Here is a 17,100-nt window from a genome sequence, read left to right as displayed (position 1 = left end):
CAACACCTAAATAAAAATCGTATGAGCAAAACTATCTGGACCATCGATCCATCGCACAGCGAAATCACCTTCAAGGTGAAACATTTGATGATTACCAATGTCAAAGGCGAATTCCGCAAGTTCAGCGGCAGCGTCGAAACCATCGGCGACGATTTCACTTCTGCCAGGGCTGAAGTTGAAATCGAGACTGCCTCTATCTTTACCAACAACGACGACCGCGACAACCACCTTCGCAGCGCCGACTTCTTTGATGCAGCCAACTTCCCGGTGATTAAGTTTACCTCCACCTCGCTGCAGCCTGCATCCGACGGAGATTACGAACTGAAAGGCACGCTGAGCATGCATGGGGTGGAAAAGGAAATCAGCCTGAAGGCAGAGTTTGGCGGCATTAACAAAGACCCCTGGGGACGACACAAAGCAGGTTTCTCCATCTCAGGAAGCATCAACCGTAAGGACTGGGGGCTCAACTGGAACGCGGCGCTCGAAACCGGTGGTGTGCTGGTTGGCGAAGAGGTCAAAGTGTTTGCTGAAGTGCAATTTGTAAAGGCCTGATAACAAGCAACCTATCTTTCAAGCAAAAAGCCGGGCATCTTAAACCCGGCTTTTTCTTTTCGGCCGACAGATACCGCCCCTACTGGGATTGATGATCCACAATCCACTCGGCGTCCATTCTGATCATTGTTTCCAGATCCATATCCCGCTCTCTGGCTTTCCGGGCTACAGCTTCGAGCCATTCGGGGGTGCTGCGGATGGCCATCATAGTGATGGCAATGCGGTCGTCGCGGCTGGTATAGCGCTCAGGATGATGCTGAAAATCCTCATACATAAGGTAATCGGCTTCCATCCACAACCTTTTGGTGAGATCGATTCCCCTTTTGCGGGCATCGGCAATCAGCCGGGTAAATTGTTCGTTGGCGGCCACAAGCTCATTGAAAAAACGCTGACGCTGCGGGGTTTGATCGTCGAAGAAATGGGTGTAGAGTTGTTCGTCGAACTTCCAGGCAAAGTTTTGATGAAAACGCTCGGTAATCATGATGAGGATCAGATCATGTGCCAAAGCCAGTGGAATCCTTGTTTCTTCCGCTATCGGCCCGATCTCACGCCCCTGGTGGTCCCAACGGATTTTGTTGTAATACCAAAACTCTCCGCCTTCCGAGAGCGCATCCATGATGCCATCGCTCTGCCAGTTGAAGTAAAAACTGTCGCCAATCACCAGCACCGATGGCCGTTGTGCTGGTTTCTGACCGATCTGCAACACAGGATAGGCAAGGTTCTGTGAAGGAGGTTTTGACAACATGTTCATTGCCAGCCAGATATCATCATCCGGATGGCGTATTGACCGGTTGAGGTCAAGCGCTTGCTGTCGGATGGGGGTAATTTGTCCCGGCATCAGGCCCGAAAGGTAGCGCAGCAGCGTATCTGCTGCCAGCCAGGCACCGTAATAAGACCAATGGGTTCCGGTGTGCGGAAAGAGCAGAAAACGGCTGGTGTCGTTCCAGTCGCGAAAGCATTGTTGAAGATCTACAAAAGCCACGCCCTGATGGATGAAGGCCTGTTTCAAGGCATCGTAATTAGTGGTTTGAAACTGATTTGCATACAGCGATGGCGCTTTGTGCCGCAGTGTGGTTCCTTTGCCCGGCTCAAAAACCACGAGCAAACGCTTGTCCAGTTTCTGCAAAGTGTCCTGCAGTCGGCGGATCAGCATGGCCTTGCGCTGCCAATGTTCCTCACCGATGAAAAACATGCCCGATGCGGCTTTGAGGTAATCTTCCTCGAACAGCTCGCCCTTCCGGCCGGCAATCACACCTTCGGCATTGGCCTTGCGAAAAATATGATATTGCCACTCGTTGTAGGTGCGCACCAGGGTGTTGCGAAATCCGATGTGCTGCTCGAGTGCCTCATTGAAATCGGACTGAAAACTGCCATTAAGCCAGCTTTTCAGCTCCAGATCGCCTATGCGCGGAAGGTCGCGGATTTCGAAAGCCCCCGCAAGCGGACGCTCCGACACAAATCCGGTGAGTTGCTGCAGCGCAGGAACAAACAGCAACAGCAAAAGCAGGTATAAAAGACCGCGTTTTACAAGCATCTGATGCCCAGAGAGGTATTCAGAATTTGACAATGGTTCGGGTGTATGCTGCTTTTCCATTGGAATAGATCAGGTGGTAATTGCCACTTGCGAGTCCATCGAGCGAAAATGAGAATTTTTGGGCTGCGCCCTGCCAGGAATGCCATTGCCGGATGAGCCGGCCACCTGCATCGAGGAGCATGAAATGCCAGCCAGTGTTGGGTTCTCCCTCAAACTCGACATGAAGATACTGACCCGCCGGATTTGGGTAGATTTTCAGAGAAAGTTGCTGCGGCTCATCAATAGAGGTGAATACGGTACGTACCGGTAATACGATATAGTCAAGCCAGGCGCAGTCGGATCCAGCCACCACGCTGTTATCTTTTTCATATCGCCAGCGGAAAGTGTTGATACCTGAGGCTACAGGAAAAGTGGCTCGTGTCCAGGGCTTTTCGCCTGACCATTGGGCTTTCTGCACCGCGCCGATGTAGAACTTCAGGTAGTCGTAATTGTTTTCGGACGACACCTTATAATAAAAGGTGATGGAGTCGGCGTAGGCCACATTGTAATTGAGCTTCAGCTCGCTGAAGGCGCTGTGAGGGATGGCACCTGAACGGGCACAGTAGTTGCCTTCCCAGGGTTGTTGTGTGCTGATGGTCCAGGGAGCCTGGCCTGCCATCTCCCAGGCAAAACTGCCGAAGCCGCCGCTTTCGAAGTTTTCGACCGCCACACTGGTCATAAGCGGAAAACTCAGCTGACGCTGGTAGCCCATGTCGCTCTGCAGCTGAAGCAAAAATTCAATCATGTGTTGCTGAGGTGTCTCAGCACTCAGATTTACAGTGAATGCAAGCGGCAGGGTTTGACCCGGCTGCACCTGTTCTGCAAAAAATGCCCCCTCGATGATATTCAGATATTGATCCTGGGTAAGCAACTGAAAAGCTACATTATTTAAAGGTGCATGCCCGGCATTCTGCAGGTTCACAATCAGGGTTGCTGTCTCTCCTGGTTCGAGGATGCCATTCTGCCCATCGTCCACCTGAATGGATGGAATAACGAAGTTTGGGGCAAATGCTGTCAGCCAGACTGGCCTTGTCCACGTTCCATCGAAGGTAACACAGCTGAGCGTGGCCAGAAAACGATGCTGGTCGGGCACCTGCATAGACACATCGAACACGAAGGCGGAGGGCAAACTGACCGACTCACCGGGCGCTACCGGTGGGAGCGCAATACCGCCTGAGCTCGTGGATACAAACGGGTCTTCGAGTTGAAGGCTAAGCTGTCCGCCATTAACGGGAAACGGATTGGCATTGGTCAATCCGATATTCAAGGTCACCGTTTCTCCAAAGTCAATCTGCTGGTCATCGCCTGCCATGAGGTCGTAATTGATGACCATTCCCGTCGGGAAGAGGCTCAGGGTTTTGACATCGCTTATGCCATTCTGGTCGCTCACCAGCACACGCACCGACAGGCTGTCGGTATAATCTTCGAGCATGATCTCGAGCTGGCCCTGTTTGCTGATTTTAATGTGATGGTTCTGTAAATGTGGAACAAACAAAGTATGTTGCTGCGGAATGGGGGTGAAAAATCCCGGCCCATGAATGAGCTGATAATTGACACCATCGCCTGCCGAAATGCCGGCAAACCTCCCAACGAAAGAGGCCACATCGAAATTGCCATAGAAAAACTCAACACGTCCATCGCTATGCAATCTGGCTGCCATCTGCACCTGACCGTTGCCCGACTGTCCGTACACCGACAACCTCCAGCGGACAATCGCATAATCTTCGAATACTTCAGCCCAGATGCCATCCGTGCCCGCGGTAATCTGAAAAGGCTTGGACAGAGCTGGCGCAATGATCTTATTCTGAATCAGATAGCTTCGGCCGGCAAAATAATACGGCCACGGCAAAAGCGAAGGTTCGAACATAATGAATCCATCCACGGTGGGATATATCTTTTGGTAGCGCCCGCCATAGAAAGGAAACTCAAAAGGCAGATCCAGCTCGGCATAGCCCGACACATTGCCGTTTACCTGCAAGGGCGTGCCTCCGGTCATGGAAAACAACTGCTGGTCGTGCTGCACAGCGACGTCATAGAGTTTGTACCAATAATATGGTGCCTGGCCACCCTCTGCCAGGAGCTGAATTTGTTGAGGCACATAAAGGTTTACGGGTGGAATGGCTGAGGTGTCGATTGTCACCTCAGGATAGTTGATGGTGGCAGCAAGTGGTAAATGGGTAAACGTATTGTTCTGAATCGGAATATTGGTTTGAGGATAGGCAGTCTCAACGGGCGTCTGACCTGTATAGTCGATCAGCGAAAAGTAATTGATGGTTCCACTGTGGCCATTGCCCGGATCGTCTTCTATCACAGTCAGATAATATTTTGCCTGTGTACCTGTGGGCACGTACCGCAGCAATGGCGTAAGGTCGAGGCCAATTTCGATGGTGGACGAAGCCCCATTGCCCTGCATGGGATGGCAGCCTCCCTGGAAGTCGAACATAGGATAGTTCAGGCTGTATTCCGGAGCGGTTGCCATAGGGTCGAGCGAAACACCTGCCATGATTTTCAGCTTGTTACGGCAAGGATAGGTCAAACCGACTTTTGCCGTGATGGCTGGTATGTAGTTTTCTTTCACTTCGGCCAGCACCACCTGGTTGTTCCAGATGCCGCCGTTGCCCGTGGCGTCGGCAACGGTTTTGTACATCATGTACGAAAAGCCCTGGTCGCCCCAGCCGCTGATGCTGCCGTAGGTATTGGCCATTTTGAATCCGCCGATCTCCCAGTCGCGCACATCGATGATGCCGTCGCCATTCAGGTCAATATGGTTGGTGTATTGGCCATCGCCGTTGTAGTCCCAGCGGATGGAGTCGTTGTAGCCCACAATGGTCATGGCGTGGTCGGGATTGCTGCCCCACCAGGTGATCACGTGTTTTCCTGCCTCGGGCACCCCGGCCGGAAAAACGTTCGGAGGGTTGGTAAACTGCGAATAAAAGCTCACCATGCCGCCGTTTTCCGAACCTGCACCGTGATCGTAAATCCAGTGCTTCACCTTTTGCAAGCCTTCGAGGGTATTGGTTTTTATGCTGTACACATTTTCGATGCGGTTTTTCATCGCAGCCAGGTAGTTGCCATAACCATCCATCCAGCGCGACGGGCCACCACTGGCCATGCCACCATAAGTGGCCACCGAGGGATTGCCGGCATATTTCACAACCTCGAACGACTCGTAATAGCTGATGCCGGCATTGCTTCCGTTATTCAGAAAATTATAGGTGAAATGTGTAGCATATTGGTTTTCAGGCAAATTTCCCGGAACCTTGCGCTTGGCATTGATTTCGTATGTAAACATGATGCCAATGCTCGACGCCTGACCACATTCCAGGCCCACCTGGGCAATGAGCGGACGCATGTAGGGCGTTGCGGAATTGTCCACCACCGCTGGCAAACTTATCCTGCGGGATGAGGGATCGAATGGCCATTCGGGTAACGAAATCAGTTTGAGCGAATCGGCACTACTCAGGGGTAGTGGGCCAGGCGGCAGTTGCGCATGAAGCTGCAGGCATCCGGTAGCTGCCAATACTGCCATGAAACGGTAAAGATTCTTCATATCTCTCGGGCAAGGGTAATCATTTGAAGAGGCTAAGGTACAAGATATTGTGATGTAAGTCGACTTTCTGTTGCGGTTCTGGATTCAGAAGTCCGGTGGTTCTAAATGAAAATAACCTCTGAACCAGATTGAGGGATTGAAGAGTGCGCAGTTTTGCGATAAAACCCGGACGCGATCGGCCCGTAAGGCTCACCATCTGATAATCTTTCCACTGATTACCAGACCTTTGTCCGAGAAGATACGAAAGATGTACCAACCCTGCCTGACCAGAAAACCATCGCTGGTCCGGCCATTCCACAAAAAACTGCCTCCGGGCATTTCAGGTGCATTGCTCTGATAAACCACCCTGCCCGTGAGGTCGGTGATAATAAGGGTCAGGTTTACCTGACCAGACTCCGGTTGCGGAACAATCCGAACAGCATCGTGAAAAGGATTGGGGAATACCCTGACTTCGGACATCATGGCGGGCAGGACTTTAACCGGAGCCGGGTCAATCCGCAGTGCCAGGTCGGCTGGCAACGCATCAAAATGCAGCGTCAACGCTTCCCGTCCAGAGTCAATCAGCTTAATTGAATCGTTCTCACCGGAATAGGTATTGAAGAAACTCACCACAAACCTGCCCTGCAAGCCAGGAAAGCTGATGCTTCCCGTTGCAGGCTGGATATTTCCAGTAGCTGCATTTTGCCAGTGCGAGTGGCGGTTGTGCACCCATGCCAGCGCTCTGTCGGTTCCAGCCAAAGCAAATGCCCGAATGGAAGGCGCATAGTTTTCAAAGGTTATTTTATTGATCTCCAGCAAACTAAATAATCCTTGACCGCGATTGTCGAGTTGTACCTGATGTGTGCCTGGTGGTATGAACAGCACATAATCCGTGTTGGCCTGGGCATTTTGCTCAAGCCACACCTGTCCATCCACCCTGACCTGAATGATTGCGTTCAGGGCCTGCACACCTGTGCTGATGCGCATCATCCCGCCATGCAGCCAATGACCGTTGAACTTTGGCGGATTGCGCAGGCCTGCAAGCAGCGATTGCGGCCCAAACAGAAACACGGGCAGGCTGTCCTGAACGGGCTGCATGATTCCGCCGGGCAACAACTCAAACGTATTGGAAGGCGCACGTTGCAACAGGTCGAACCTGGGATTGACGACAACAGGCAGGCACTCGGCGGAAGCAGAAGGCAAATGCACAGGAACCAGCTGGTCGGGTCGGGTTTCGTCCTGGTTCATAAAACGTGCAAGTGGGGTAAATACCGGGTAGAGTTGCTGCGCATCAATATAATTCTCCCAGAACCAAGGGGTTACTCCTCCGAATGAACCTGTCATTGCCGCAGTCCACAGGCTGTTGTGCAGCGCCCGTCCTTCCGGATCCCAAACTACCAGCGAGTCGCCCACATGGCCCAGACCAAATTCACCCGTGAGCACCGGCTTGTTGTACGACTTCAGGTAAGTGGCATGCAGTGCGGCTATCTCGCCCTCTATGTCGGGGGTATATTTATAATGGTGCAGCTGTGTGAAGTCGATATCCGGCGACTGCCACACCTGTGGATTGCTCGAAGCAAGGGCAAAACCCACCGAAACAGCCCTTCGATAATGGTCTTTCTGCTTTAGGTAGGCCGCCATCTGTGCGCTCCACTGCGCAATGGCTTGCTGATATGTACGATACCATGGAAAATTGTCGGCCTCCGACAAAAGTTCCCAGGCAAACAGCCTGGTGGAGTAGCCCCATCGAGCTGCCAGATAGCGCAACCTGTTGCGAAAAGCTGACAGGGCTGCCGGATGGGAGAAAAATTCCCAGGCGTTGGCGCAACAACCTCCGTTGGCAATGTTGTACGGATTTGAGGTCCAGTCCTCAGCCGGATATCCGAAGTTGAGCTCGTTGTGAATAGAAAGGGCGAGCTGAAGGTAGATGCCCAGGCTGTCGGCCATGCGAAAAATGCTGTCCATCATAAAGGCCTGTAACTGGCGGCCGCCATAATTGCGCCAACCGCTTTCAATCCACTCGATCTGATAGGCCCATGGAGTCATCATCAGCTTGGCAAAGTTCATCCCGTGCGCGTGCAGCTGCCCCAGGTAATAGGTCATGCTGTCGCCTCCGGCAGGTGTATTGGCCCATGCAATATTCTCTCCGACAAGGAAAACCACTTCGCCATCCGGCCGGTGCAGGTACGCCGATTCGGGATTGAATCGTAAAAACCCTGGCCGCGTACCAGGCAAGATCTGAAAACTCTGGGCTTCGCCTTGCCAGCTTCCGTTGCGGTCGTTCACAAATAAACGATACGTCCATTTGCCTGGTTCATCGGGCGTGAATCTTAACCTGAAGTGGGGTTGTCCGGAAGCGATAAGCTGATTCCCATCATTCGTAAAATGCTGATAATAAAACCCTTCAATAACCAGCGTATCGCCGCCTGGCCTGACAAACACGCCCCCGAAAACAATGGAGTCGTAATCGTAAAGCGCAAGCACGGTTGTGCTTATCTCCGCCCTGAGCTCAAGCAACTCGTACTGGTTCCGGGGCAAATGCAACACCTGGGCACTAAGGACAACAGGTGCCTGAGAGCGGCAAACTGTACTAACCAACCACAAAATCAGGATAAAAGCCAATCGCATGTGCCAAAGATAATCGTATGTTGCAGACTAACCCAAATCGTGCCAAAGATGATTCAATGATCGTTTTGTTAATTTATTAACACACTAAATTTCAATGCCTTGAAAAAAATTTATCAACACATGCAACCATTTAAATTTTATTTAACAAGTTAATTGCCAATTCATTAGATATTTTTGTACACATAAAAAACACTCTGATAATCTGGACAATCCACCGACGTAAGCAGGTTTGTCTATATTTGCGCGGGCTTAAAAGTATCATTCACAAAAACTACTCGCCTTGGAAAAGAAAAAAATCACTGAAATCAACGGCATTCAACTGTATAACAGCTTCGTGGCCGGGGCTCAGCGAATTTTCGAAAGCCAGCAGCTGCTCAACAAGATCAACGTATTCCCTGTGGCCGATGCCGATACCGGCACCAACCTGGCCTCGACGATGCGCAGTATTGTAAGCACTGCCAGGCCGCAACCCAACCTCAAACTGACAGCCATTTCGCTGGCCGATGCCGCACTCAATGGCGCCAGAGGCAACTCAGGCATCATCTTTGCACAGTTCCTGTACGGGTTCAGCAACGAAATCAAAAACGAAGAAACCCTGACTGTGAGCGCCTTTGCCGAGTCGATGTACAAGGCCGTGCGCTATGCCTACGAAGCCATCGCCAATCCGGTGGAAGGCACCATGATCTCCGTAATCAAGGACTGGGCAGAATACATCTATCAGCTTAAAGATCAGATAGAAGACTTTCTGAAGCTCCTCTTCGACGGCTTGAAAAGAGCCATCGAATCGCTCATGGACACCACCAGCAAGATGGCTGTGCTGGCAAAAAACAATGTGGTGGATGCAGGAGCCAAAGGTTTTGTGGTGTTCCTCGAAGGCATGTTCAATTACTTCGAAAACGGACAGGAAACCGTGAATATCGATCCGGCACAGATTGAGGTAGCCGAATCGGTGGATGCCATCCGCCATGAGGAAATTACCTACCGCTATTGCACTGAGGCCATGATTGTTGGCGAAAATCTATCGCGCGAAAGCCTCGCAAGCCTCATGGTCAATTTTGGCGATTCCATGGTCGTGGCCGGCTCATCCAGCAAGATGCGCATCCACATCCACACCGACGAACCCTGGAAACTCTTCGAAGAAATTGGCAAAATAGGCAAGATTACTTACAAAAAAGTGGATGATATGGTGATGCAAAACGAAATTGCATCCAACCGTAAATATCCCATCGGACTGATCACCGACAGCACCTGCGACATCCCCCAAAGCCTGCTCGAAGCTTATCAGATCCAGGTTGTACCCCTGATCGTAAACTTCGGCGACGAATTTTTCATCGACAGGGTCACCATCCAGCCGGATCAGTTTTTCAGAAAGATGCAAACCTCCGAGGTGCAACCCACATCGGCTCAGCCGGGTTTCAACGACTTTGTGAACCGTTTCAATCACATGAGCGGTATCTTCGACTCGGTGATCAGCATCAACATCAGCTCGGGTATGAGCGGCACCTGGCAAAACAGCCTCAATGCAGCTAAGCGCGCAGCCGAAGAAAACGGTAAAAAAATCACTGTGATCGACAGCAAACGTGTATCCTCATCGCTGGGCCTGACCGTTTTGCGGGCAGCCGAATGCATTGCCAACGGCATGAGCCACGACGAAATTGTAGCTGAAGCAGACAAATGGGTTGAGAAAAACCGCATCCTGGTAACCTCCAAAACCATGAAATACATGGTGCGTTCGGGCCGCGTGAGCCATACCAAAGGCGTGATTGGCAAACTGCTGGGAATCAAGCCTGTGGTTGAGGTGCTCAACCACGGCAAGACCAATGTGTTTGGCAAACCACTCACCGAAAAATCGAGTATGAAGCTGGTAATGAAAGAAATGGCCAGGTTCATCGAAGGAAAAAAAGTGTGGGGCTATGCCATTTCGCACGCCATGAACGAAGAAGGTGCACAATGGTACGCCGAACAAATGGAAGCCCTCACCGGACTCAAGCCCAAATTTATTGCACAGGCTTCTCCAGTGCTGGTAGCCAATGTGGGTCCAGGCGTAGTTGCCCTGAGTGTCATGCTCGAATAACACAGTCTCTTAACCATTCAACCATTTTTATATCCTCAAAGCTGCCACCGGCAGCTTTTTTTATTTGACTGATTCTAAATAAGGAGAAAAAATCAGGCAACTCGGCCACAATCCCTACATTTGCGTTCTACTGTTAATTTTTGAACAAAGCAACCTTATGATAACCCGACAACTGCTTCGCCCCAACAGTATTGTGGTTGCCGGCGGCTCGAACGATGTGAGCAAGCCGGGTGGAAAAGTCCTGAAAAACCTGATTGACGGAGGTTTTAGCGGTGAGCTGTATGTGCTTAACCCCAAAGAAACGAGTGTGCAGGGCATACCAAGCTATCGCGATCCGCACGAGCTGCCACCCACCGACCTGGCGGTCATCGCAATTGCAGCAAAATATACGCCTGACCTGGTAGAGCTGCTGGCAGCAGAAAAACAAACCAGGGCTTTCATCATCCTTTCGGCCGGTTTCAGCGAAGAAAGCGCGGAAGGACGCAAGCTGGAGGAACGTATTGTGCAAACGGTAAACCGCTACGGGGCATCGCTCATCGGGCCAAACTGTGTGGGCATCCTCACCCCGCATCATCATAGTATTTTTACCTATCCTATCCCTAAGCTCGACCCCAAAGGCGCCGATTTTATCTCCGGCTCCGGGGCCACCGCTTGTTTCATCATGGAGGCCGGCATCCCTAAAGGGCTAAGCTTTGCCAATGTGTTCTCAGTGGGCAATTCGGCCCAGCTCGGGGTAGAGGAAATACTGGAACACATGGATCTTACCTTCGATCCGGAGCGCGATCCAAGGCTGAAGCTGCTCTACATCGAAAACATAAGCAAGCCGCAAAAGCTCCTTCGCCATGCGTCGAGCCTGATTCGCAAAGGATGTCGCATCGCAGCCATCAAGGCCGGAAGCAGCGAGGCCGGCAGCCGTGCAGCCTCATCACACACCGGTGCGCTCGCCAGTCCCGACGCCGCAGTTGACGCCCTTTTCCGCAAGGCCGGTATCGTTAGATGCTACGGACGCGAAGAGCTCATCGCTGTGGCCTCGGTATTTATGCACCCCGAACCCAGGGGCAGAAACTTTGCAATCGTAACACATGCCGGAGGTCCCGCTGTAATGCTCACCGATGCCCTGTCGAACGGAGGCCTGCAGATCCCGCCCATCGGCGGAGCCAAAGCCGAGCAACTGAAAGAAAAGCTCTTTCCGGGCTCATCGGTCAGCAACCCTATCGACTTCCTGGCTACAGGCACAGCCGAACAACTCGGGCACATCATAGATGCCGTGGAACACGACTTCGATCAGATTGATGCCATGGCGGTCATCTTCGGCACACCGGGCCTGACCGAAATCTTTGATGTGTACGAAGTGCTTCACCATAAAATGCTGAGCTGCAGCAAACCCATCTATCCGGTTTTGCCCTCGGTGACCACAGCTGCCCGTGAGATTGACTATTTCATCGGCAAGGGCCACATCAACTTCCCCGACGAGGTGAGCCTGGGCAGGGCTTTGTCGGCGGTGATAAACACCCCAAAACCTGCTGCACAATCCGACAACACAAATCTCATTGATCATCAGAAAGTAAGAAATATCATCGCAGATGCAGCCGAAGGCTACCTGCCACCCGAACAGGTGCAGGCTTTGCTCGATGCCGCAGGGATTCCCAGGGCGGCGGAGGCCGTGGTTTCATCAGCCAATGAAGCAAAGCAGTTTGCGCAACAGCTTGGTTTTCCGCTGGTAATGAAGGTTGTTGGCCCGGTGCACAAGTCAGATGTAGGCGGGGTTGCGCTGAATATCAGAAGCCATGATGAGGTGGAGGCAACTTTTGCACGGATGATGCAGATTGATGGTGCCACAGGCGTTCTGATGCAACCGATGCTGAGCGGCCTGGAACTCTTCGCCGGCGCAAAGCGCGAAGGCAGCTTTGGCGCGCTCATCCTGTGTGGCATGGGAGGCATTATGATCGAAGTTTTGAAAGATTTCTCGCAGGCGCTGGCACCCCTCAGTCCGGAAGAAGTCAGGGCAATGATCAGCCGTTTGCGGAGCTACAAGCTTTTGCAGGGATACCGCAAGCAAGCCGGCATTCGCATCGAAGCCTTCGAAGAAGTGTTGCTCCGCCTGTCGGCGCTGTTGGAAGCAGCACCCGAAATTGCCGAACTCGACCTTAACCCGCTCCTGGGCACCCCTGATGCCCTGGTGGCTGTGGACGCCAGAATACGCATCGAACGCATCTGACCATGAAAAAAGCCGACCTGATCCTCATTTTCGCACTCTTGCTGATCGCCATGCTCTTTCTTTTTGTACCACAGGCAGGCGCATGGTACCACACGATGAACGAAGCGCATGGCATGTGGATGAGTTTTGTCAAGTTTGGCCTGCTGGCCACCTTTGGCGAAAGCCTGGCCCTGCGGTTGCGCACAGGCGAATACAACCGTCCGGGCTTCGGCCTGCTGCCCAAAGCCGTGGTATGGGGCTTCATCGGCCTCACCATCAAAATGGCTTTCATTATCTTTTCGGCCGGTACTGCCACTTTTGTGGAATACCTCGGTCTGGAAGGGGCACGCGCCTCGCTGGCCGGTCCGCTGAGCTTCAAATCATTTATCACGGCACTGTCCATCAGCACTGCCATGAATACCATTTATGCACCTGTGATGATGACTTTTCACCGCATCACCGACACCCATATCGCTGCCTGCAACGGCAGCCTGAAAGCGCTCATCATCCCCATACCTTTTCGCCGCATCCTGCCTGCACTCGACTGGGACAACCTCTGGAATTTTGTCTTCAAAAAAACCATTCCGCTGTTCTGGATCCCCGCGCATACGCTCACTTTCCTGCTTCCCGAACAACATCAGGTGTTGTTTGCAGCCCTGCTGAGCGTGGCACTCGGCGTGATACTCAGTCTGGCCGCGAAGCGGAAATAACCCGGCTTTCTGCCACCGGCCGGTTTTGGCCGGAGATTAAAATCATTTTAAATTAGACCATGGCTGCAATCGTTTGCAAAGCGTTTATGGCTTTTGCCTACATTTGTGTAATCCTTAACAAACTATCACGGTATGCACACAGCGCAGCATTCTTCCACCCGATCCAAAACCCCAATAGATGCTACAATAGTTGACGACCTGATCAGGAAATCCGGCATCCCGAAAATCGGACGGGCATCCATACGCGAGATCAAAAAACTGGTTGATCAGATAGAACAAGCCACAGGACAGAAGTTTATCCGCATGGAGATGGGCATACCCGGACTGCCTCCTGCCCGGGTAGGTGTTGATGCCCAGATTGAAGCTCTGAACAAGGGAGTTGCCGCAATATATCCTGATATTCAAGGTATTGCACCTCTGAAGCAGGAGATTGCCAGGTTTGCAAAACTGTTTCTCGACATCGACATCAGTCCGGACAACTGCCTGCCTACCGTTGGCTCGATGCAGGGAAGTTTTGCGGCATTCCTCACCCTGAGCCGGATTCATGCCAACAGGGATACCACATTATTCATCGACCCTGGCTTTCCTGTGCACAAGCAACAGCATAAAGTGCTCAATATCAAGTATGAGACTTTTGATGTGTACGATTACAGGGGGGATGCACTGCGGCCAAAACTCGAAGAATATTTGTCCAAGGGCCACATCCACTCGCTGATTTACAGCAACCCCAACAACCCCAGCTGGATCTGCTTTACCGAAAAAGAGCTGCGCATTATTGCCGAACTGGCCGACAAATATGACGTAGTGGTGATTGAAGACCTGGCCTATTTCGGGATGGACTTCCGCCAGGACTACAGTAAGCCCGGACTTCCTCCTTACCAACCCAGTGTGGCTCACTATACCGACAAATACATCCTCCTCATTTCCAGTTCAAAAGCTTTCTCTTATGCAGGGGAGCGCATTGGCATGATGCTCCTGAGCGATGCCCTTGCTGCACGCTGCTATCCCGACCTGAAACGCTACTACAATAGCGATTGCTTCGGATACACCATGATTTTTGGCAATCTTTATCCGCTCAGTTCTGGCACATCGCATTCAGCCCAATATGCCCTGACGGCATTGCTCAAACAAGCCAACGACGGCATTTTCAATTTCGTGGAAGCTGTGAAGGTGTATGGCGACAAAGCCGCCGTTATGAAAAAACTTTTCACCGACAACGGCTTCAGGATTGTGTATGATATGGACGAAGACAAGCCCATTGCCGACGGCTTTTACTTCACCTATTCCTATCCGGGATTCAGCGGTGTCGATCTGCTGGAGGAAATGCTTTACTATGGCATCAGCGCCATCTCGCTCGACATCACCGGAAGCCAGCGCACCGAAGGCATCCGTGCCTGCACCTCGCTCATCCAGCCCTCGCAGTTTCCCGACCTGGAATACCGCCTGAAATGTTTCCATGCCGATCATCCGTTAACGGAATGAACAAGATTTGAAACTACCTTGCATCACATTGTTTTTCAATAACTTAGACGTCTCTGAATAGTTCGTATGACAGCTAATTTAAAGGGCCGGGAAAATAAATTGTTTAAAACACTTATAAATTACGTTCCGGCAGGCAATTTTGCTGATGCAGGTGCTTAGCCACTGCAAGCGATTGTGTAGATTTGTTTGTGAAATAAAAAACATTGTTATCCATGGCAAAGGTCAAAGGCGCCATAGTGGTTGATGTGCAGAAATGCAAAGGATGCGGTGTGTGCATTCCCGCCTGTCCTACCGAAGTCATCAGCCTGGCAGCAGAGGTAAACGGCAAAGGCTACAATTACGCCTATATGGAAAAACCCGACGAGTGCATCGGATGTGCCAACTGCGCCATCGTTTGTCCCGACGGGGTGATCACCGTTTACAAAGTAAAACTCAGTTAATCACTTATTAAATAAAGCATTATGGGCGAACTTCGTCTGATGAAAGGGAATGAGGCATTGGCTGAGGCGGCCATCCGTGCCGGTGCCGACGCCTATTTCGGATATCCGATCACTCCGCAGTCGGAGGTGATTGAGTATCTGATGGCCGAAAAACCCTGGGAGCGAACCGGCATGGTGGTGCTGCAGGCCGAAAGTGAGGTGGCGGCAATCAACATGGTCTATGGAGCTGCAGGGGCAGGAAAAAAAGTTATGACCACTTCCTCAAGTCCGGGCATCAGCCTCAAGCAGGAAGGTCTTTCGTATATTGCAGGTGCCGAGCTGCCCTGTGTGTATGCCAATGTGGTGCGCGGAGGTCCGGGACTGGGAACCATCCAACCCTCGCAAGCCGACTATTTCCAAAGCGTAAAAGGCGGCGGACATGGCGACTACCGGCAGATTGTGCTGGCTCCGGCCTCGGTGCAGGAAATGGCTGATTTTGTGAAGCTTGGCTTCGATTTGGCCTTCAAATACCGCATTGCCGTGCTCATCCTCTCCGATGGCATCATCGGTCAGATGATGGAAAAAGTGGAACTTTTCGACCCGATTCCCCGACTCACCGACCAGGAAGTCATCGAGCGTTACCCCTGGGCTACCACGGGCAAGAAAAAAGGTACACAACGCCGGATCATCACCTCGCTCGACCTCGAGGCGCACGAAATGGAAAAACACAACAAGCATCTGCAGGAAAAATACCGGCTCATCGAACAAAATGAGGTGCGGTACGAAGCCATCCAGTGCGAAGATGCCGAGTACATCTTTGTTGCCTACGGTTCAAGTGCCCGCATCGCCCAGAAAGCAGTTCAGCTGGCCCGCAAAAAAGGCATCAGGGCCGGGCTCGTCCGCCTGATCACCCTTTTCCCCTTCCCCTCCAAAGCCTTGCAGGAATACTGCAAAAAAGGCGTCAAAGGCTGGCTGGCTGTGGAAATGAGCGCCGGACAAATGGTGGAAGATGTGATGCTTGCCGTGAAAGGCTGTGCAAAAGTGGAACACTTCGGAAGGTTTGGAGGGGTGGTGCATACCCCCGAAGAAGTACTCCAGGCCATGGAAGAAAAAATCATAGGAGGCTGAAGCAATGACAACCATAAGTTTTGAAGAAATCGTAAAACCGGAAAACCTGGTTTACAAAAAGACAGAACTGCTCACCGACAAGCCCCTCTCCTATTGCCCTGGCTGCGGCCATGGCACAGCCCACAGGGTGATCATGGAGGTGATTGAAGAACTTGGTCTTGAGGAAGATACCATTGGCGTAGCGCCTGTGGGCTGCTCGGTGCTGGCCTATGAGTTTATGAACATCGACATGACCCAGGCAGCGCACGGACGCGCACCTGCAGTTGCCACAGGCATCAAAAGGGTGTGGCCCGACAAAATCGTGTTTACCTATCAGGGCGACGGCGACCTGGCGGCGATAGGCACCAGCGAGACCATCCATGCCTGCAACAGAGGCGAAAACATCGTAATCATCTTTATCAACAACGGCATCTATGGCATGACAGGCGGACAAATGGCCCCCACTACCCTGCCGGGCATGAAGTCGTCCACCTCGCCCTATGGCCGCGACACCCATTTGATGGGTAACCCGCTCAAAATCACTGAGCTGGTAGCCCAACTGCCCGGCACCTATTTCGTCAGCCGGCAGGCTGTACACACCCCGGCTGCTGTGCGCAGGGCAAAGAAAGCCATCAAAAAAGCGTTCGAAAACCAGCGCGACAAAAAACCGGGGCTCTCGTTCGTCGAAATCGTATCGAACTGCAACTCGGGTTGGAAAATGACGCCAAACGATGCCAACAAATGGATGGAAGAAAACATGTTTCCTTTCTATCCGCTTGGCGACATCAAGGTTGATGGCAATTTGATTAACGCAAAATAATCGACAGGT

Annotated in this window: 11 protein-coding genes; 8 read left to right on the top strand and 3 right to left on the bottom strand. The window is 51.9% G+C overall.

Features of this window, described 5'->3' with window-relative positions:
• The first annotated feature begins 21 nt into the window (after positions 1–21).
• Positions 22–552 carry a YceI family protein gene (locus tag IPM52_02360; GenBank protein ID MBK9290467.1) on the top strand — a complete coding sequence of 177 codons (531 nt, stop codon included), beginning with the start codon at positions 22–24 and terminating at the stop codon, positions 550–552.
• Between the two features lie 79 nt (positions 553–631).
• On the opposite strand, the gene IPM52_02355 is transcribed toward IPM52_02360, so the two are convergent.
• From IPM52_02355 to IPM52_02345, 3 genes are all read right to left on the bottom strand, one after another.
• Positions 632–2,086 (bottom strand): hypothetical protein, encoded by a 1,455-nt coding sequence (locus tag IPM52_02355; protein ID MBK9290466.1) that lies wholly within the window; start codon positions 2,084–2,086, stop codon positions 632–634.
• 19 nt (positions 2,087–2,105) lie between these two features.
• Positions 2,106–5,675, bottom strand: a complete 3,570-nt coding sequence (locus tag IPM52_02350) for a T9SS type A sorting domain-containing protein (GenBank protein ID MBK9290465.1) — start codon at positions 5,673–5,675, stop codon at positions 2,106–2,108.
• A 189-nt stretch (positions 5,676–5,864) separates the two neighbouring features.
• Complete coding sequence (locus IPM52_02345) at positions 5,865–8,282, bottom strand: DUF5060 domain-containing protein (protein ID MBK9290464.1); 2,418 nt, start codon at positions 8,280–8,282, stop codon at positions 5,865–5,867.
• Positions 8,283–8,562: 280 nt separating this feature from the next.
• Between IPM52_02345 and IPM52_02340 the strand changes: the two genes are divergently transcribed.
• From IPM52_02340 to IPM52_02310, 7 genes are all read left to right on the top strand, one after another.
• The gene (locus IPM52_02340) at positions 8,563–10,356 is read left to right on the top strand and encodes a DegV family EDD domain-containing protein (GenBank protein ID MBK9290463.1); all 1,794 of its coding nucleotides are present in this window, start codon (positions 8,563–8,565) and stop codon (positions 10,354–10,356) included.
• 157 nt (positions 10,357–10,513) lie between these two features.
• The gene (locus tag IPM52_02335) at positions 10,514–12,574 is read left to right on the top strand and encodes an acetate--CoA ligase family protein (GenBank protein MBK9290462.1); all 2,061 of its coding nucleotides are present in this window, start codon (positions 10,514–10,516) and stop codon (positions 12,572–12,574) included.
• A gap of 2 nt (positions 12,575–12,576) precedes the next feature.
• Positions 12,577–13,263 (top strand): Mpv17/PMP22 family protein, encoded by a 687-nt coding sequence (locus IPM52_02330; protein ID MBK9290461.1) that lies wholly within the window; start codon positions 12,577–12,579, stop codon positions 13,261–13,263.
• A 132-nt stretch (positions 13,264–13,395) separates the two neighbouring features.
• Positions 13,396–14,745, top strand: a complete 1,350-nt coding sequence (locus IPM52_02325; GenBank protein MBK9290460.1) for a pyridoxal phosphate-dependent aminotransferase — start codon at positions 13,396–13,398, stop codon at positions 14,743–14,745.
• Between the two features lie 212 nt (positions 14,746–14,957).
• Entirely contained in the window at positions 14,958–15,185 is a 228-nt protein-coding gene (locus IPM52_02320) for a 4Fe-4S binding protein (protein ID MBK9290459.1), read from the top strand.
• An 18-nt stretch (positions 15,186–15,203) separates the two neighbouring features.
• Positions 15,204–16,292 carry a 3-methyl-2-oxobutanoate dehydrogenase subunit VorB gene (locus tag IPM52_02315; GenBank protein ID MBK9290458.1) on the top strand — a complete coding sequence of 363 codons (1,089 nt, stop codon included), beginning with the start codon at positions 15,204–15,206 and terminating at the stop codon, positions 16,290–16,292.
• Positions 16,293–16,305: 13 nt separating this feature from the next.
• Positions 16,306–17,091 (top strand): 2-oxoglutarate oxidoreductase, encoded by a 786-nt coding sequence (locus IPM52_02310; GenBank protein MBK9290457.1) that lies wholly within the window; start codon positions 16,306–16,308, stop codon positions 17,089–17,091.
• Positions 17,092–17,100 lie beyond the last annotated feature (9 nt).

The organism is Bacteroidota bacterium (assembly GCA_016715945.1).
In the GTDB taxonomy this organism is placed as follows: domain Bacteria; phylum Bacteroidota; class Bacteroidia; order Bacteroidales; family F082; genus JALNZU01.
The sequence above is the reverse complement of the archived record's forward strand: the minus strand, read 5'-3'. Positions and strand labels throughout refer to the sequence as shown.

What these genes read in the sequence shown, in the direction of transcription:
- IPM52_02360 (MBK9290467.1), top strand. Translation starts at nt 22, where the DNA reads ATGAGCAAAACTATCTGGACCATCGATCCATCGCACAGCGAAATCACC.
- IPM52_02355 (MBK9290466.1), bottom strand. Translation starts at nt 2,086, where the DNA reads ATGCTTGTAAAACGCGGTCTTTTATACCTGCTTTTGCTGTTGCTGTTT.
- IPM52_02350 (MBK9290465.1), bottom strand. Translation starts at nt 5,675, where the DNA reads ATGAAGAATCTTTACCGTTTCATGGCAGTATTGGCAGCTACCGGATGC.
- IPM52_02345 (MBK9290464.1), bottom strand. Translation starts at nt 8,282, where the DNA reads ATGCGATTGGCTTTTATCCTGATTTTGTGGTTGGTTAGTACAGTTTGC.
- IPM52_02335 (MBK9290462.1), top strand. Translation starts at nt 10,514, where the DNA reads ATGATAACCCGACAACTGCTTCGCCCCAACAGTATTGTGGTTGCCGGC.
- IPM52_02330 (MBK9290461.1), top strand. Translation starts at nt 12,577, where the DNA reads ATGAAAAAAGCCGACCTGATCCTCATTTTCGCACTCTTGCTGATCGCC.
- IPM52_02325 (MBK9290460.1), top strand. Translation starts at nt 13,396, where the DNA reads ATGCACACAGCGCAGCATTCTTCCACCCGATCCAAAACCCCAATAGAT.
- IPM52_02320 (MBK9290459.1), top strand. Translation starts at nt 14,958, where the DNA reads ATGGCAAAGGTCAAAGGCGCCATAGTGGTTGATGTGCAGAAATGCAAA.